Consider the following 3,144-nt stretch of genomic DNA (forward strand, 5'->3'; position numbering starts at 1 on the left):
GCTCGCAGGGCGCGCGGCGTCTCAACCTCGCCGTCTGGGCTGCCCTGGAAGGCCTGCTCGCGCGCTTTCAGGAGGTCGTCCACGTCGCCGGCCGGCAGGGCGCCGAGGAGGCTGAGCGGCTGGCCGGGCTGTATCCCGCGTACCGCGGCCGGCCCGGCACCTCCCGCACCGCCAGTGAGTTCTTGGGCCCGTACGCGTGCAGCACGCCGATGCCGCGGTCGGCGAAGATCCGCGCGCACGCCGAAACCGCGTTGTTGATCGTCCGCGCGCCCTGCGAGCCACCGGTCACCAGCAGCGTGGGCGCGGTCGGGTGCAGTCCGAAGAACTGGCGGGCCTGCTGGCGCAGCCGCGGCCGGTCCAGCGCGATGATCGACTCGCGCAGGGGGATCCCGATGACCTCCGCGTTGGGCAGCCCGGAGTCCGGCACCGCCACGGCGACCCGCGCGGCGAAGCGCGCCCCCACCTTGTTGGCGAGGCCGACGCGGGCGTTGGAGTCGTGCACCACGATCGGGGTGCGGCCGCGGGCGGCGAGGTAGGCGGGCAGCGCGACGTAGCCGCCGAACCCGACGACCACGTCCGCGCCGACCCGGTCCAGCACCTCGCGGGTCTGCTTGATCGCGGACCGAACCTTCAGCGGCAGCTTCAGCAGGTCGACGTTCGGCTTGCGGGGCATCGGCACCGGCGGGATCATCTCCAGCTGGTAACCGCGGGCGGGGATGATCTGCTTCTCCAGACCACGTTCGGTGCCCAGCGCGACCACGCGGGCATCCGGGCGGATCCGGCGCACGGCGTCGGCGAGGGCCATGGCGGGCTCGATGTGCCCGGCGGTCCCTCCCCCGGCCACGACGACGCAGGGCCCACGGTTTGCAGGGGTGGTCAAGAACGTCCTCCAATATTGCGGCGCGGGGCGGCCTGTCGCGGGGCACCTCGCTGTGGGGCGGGTCGCCGGACCGGCTTTCGCCTCACGGGCGGCTGGTAGGGCTCCGGGGCGGGGAGCCGCATCAGCCGGCCGAATCGGCCCGGCCCCTGAGAGCGTAGTGCCGCCACCGCTTCGGGCTCATGGCGCGCGCAGTTGGCGAGGACGCCGAACACCAGCATGGTGGTCACGACGGACGTGCCACCGGAGGAGATGAGGGGCAGCGTGATGCCCGTGACCGGCAGCAACCCGACCACGTAGCAGATGTTGATCGCGGCCTGCGCGACCAGCCAGACGGTCAGTGTGGCGGCCACCATGCGGATCCACGGGTCGATGTTGCGGGTGGCGACCCGCATGCCTACCACCGCGAGCATGCCGAACAGGCCGAGCACCAGCGCGCAGCCGAGGAACCCCAGCTCCTCACCGATCAACGCGAAGATGAAGTCGTTGTGCACGTTGGGCAGGTACTTCCACTTCGACGGCCCCTGCCCGAGGCCCCGGCCGAACAGCCCGCCGTCCGCCAGCGCGTACAACGCCTGCCTCGCCTGGTAGGACGCGCCCTCGCCGTCCTCGCCGGGGTTGAGGAACGACACCACGCGCTCGAGGCGGTAGTTGGTGCCGATGGCGAGCAGGACCACGCCGGCCACGCCGCCGAGCGCGAGCGCCCCGAACAGCCGCAGCTGGGCACCGGCGAACCACAGCAGCGAGATCAGCACGACGCCGAGCGTGACCGTGCCGCCGAGGTCGGGCTGGAGCATGACCAGCGCGAACAGCAGGAGCGCGACGGGGACGACCGGGACGAGCAGGTGCCGGTACTGGTGCAGCAGCCCACGCTTGACCACCAGCATGTGCGCGCCCCACAGCGCGAGCGCGAGCTTGGCGAACTCGACCGGCTGGAACGACAGCGGCCCGAACTTGAACCAGCTGCGCGTGCCGTTGATCGTCGAGCCGAGCGGGGTGAGCACGAGGAGCAGCATCAGCACGCACATCCACAGCGCGATCGGGCTGAACGCCCTGATCTGCCGCAGCGGCACCCGCACGCCGATCCAGAACAGCACGAGCCCGACCAGCACGAACACGACCTGCTTGCCGAACACCGTGTACGCCGAGCTGCCCTGGTTCAGCGAGACGTTCGCGGACGCGGACAGCACCATGACCAGACCGATGACGATCAGCAGCGCGCAGATCGCGAGGACCAGGTGGAACGACGCGAGCGGGCGGCCGAGCCACGCGGTGAGCGCGGTGCGGGCCGCCCAGATCCGGCCGGCCCGCTCCCGGGCCCTGCGTGCCCTTGGCGGCGGCTTCTCGGCGTCGGTGGTGCTGGTGGACTCGGTGCCCTTGGAGTCGTTGAGTGCCGTCATCCGCGCTCCGCCAGCACGTCCCGCACGGCTCCGGCGAACGCCGTGCCGCGGTGCGTGTAGCTGGCGAAGAGGTCGTGGGACTTGGCGGCCGGTGCGAGCAGCACCACGTCGCCAGGAGATGCCATCGCGTTCGCCGCACGCACCGCAGTGAGCATGGGGTCATCGTCTCGTGAGGAGACCCGATGCACCGGCACATCCGGCGCGTGTCGCGCGAGTGCGGTGGCGAACACGTCCTGGTCGGCCCCGATCAGGACCACGCCACGCAGCCGCGGCGCGACCCGCGTGACGAGGTCGGCGACCTGGGCGCCGTGGAGCAGCCCGCCCGCGATCCACACCACGGAGTCGAACGCGCCGAGCGAGCCCTGGGCGGCGTGGGTGTTGGTGGCCTTGGAGTCGTTGACGTACCGGACGCCGTCCTGCTCGGCGACCAGCTCCACCCGGTGCGCGGGCGGGGTGTAGGCGCGCAGGCCCGCCCGGACGGCCTGCGGCGACACGCCGTACGCCCTGGCCAGCGCGGCGGCGGCGAGGGCGTTGGCGACGTTGTGCGGCCCCACCGGGCGGACCTCGGCGACCGGGGCGAGCCGCACGTCGCCGTGGACCAGCCAGCCGTCGGTGACGCCGAACCCGCCGGCCCGCGGTGGGCCGGCGGTGAAGCTCACCTTCTCGGGCGCGCCGGCGGCGAGGCGCTCGGTCTCGGGATCGTCCGCGTTGTACACGGCGAGACCGGCACCGGCGTAGATCTTGCCCTTGTCCTGGATGTAGGCGGCCATCGAGCCGTGCCAGTCCAGGTGGTCCTCGGCGATGTTGAGGACGGCCGCGGCACGGGCGTGCACCGAGGACTGCCAGTGCAGCTGGTAGCTGGACAGC

At 72.4% G+C, this 3,144-nt stretch carries 2 protein-coding genes and 1 pseudogene; all 3 read right to left on the reverse strand.

Going from position 1 to position 3,144, the window contains the following annotated elements:
• Positions 1-138 precede the first annotated feature (138 nt).
• A pseudogene (locus ACJ73U_RS23295) lies at positions 139-805 on the reverse strand (UDP-N-acetylglucosamine--N-acetylmuramyl-(pentapeptide) pyrophosphoryl-undecaprenol N-acetylglucosamine transferase); the annotation flags it as partial.
• Positions 806-876: 71 nt separating this feature from the next.
• Positions 877-2,277, reverse strand: coding sequence for a putative lipid II flippase FtsW (ftsW, locus tag ACJ73U_RS23300; RefSeq protein WP_407779810.1), 1,401 nt, complete (start codon positions 2,275-2,277; stop codon positions 877-879).
• On the reverse strand, positions 2,274-3,144 hold an 871-nt coding region (murD, locus tag ACJ73U_RS23305; RefSeq protein WP_407779811.1), incomplete at its 5' end, for a UDP-N-acetylmuramoyl-L-alanine--D-glutamate ligase. The genes ftsW and murD, both read right to left, overlap by 4 nt.

This window comes from Actinophytocola sp. (assembly GCF_045807065.1).
Classification (GTDB): Bacteria; Actinomycetota; Actinomycetes; order Mycobacteriales; family Pseudonocardiaceae; genus Actinophytocola.

Bases quoted from the DNA above. Each gene is read 5' to 3' on its own strand.
- ftsW (WP_407779810.1), bottom strand. From the start codon at position 2,277: ATGACGGCACTCAACGACTCCAAGGGCACCGAGTCCACCAGCACCACC.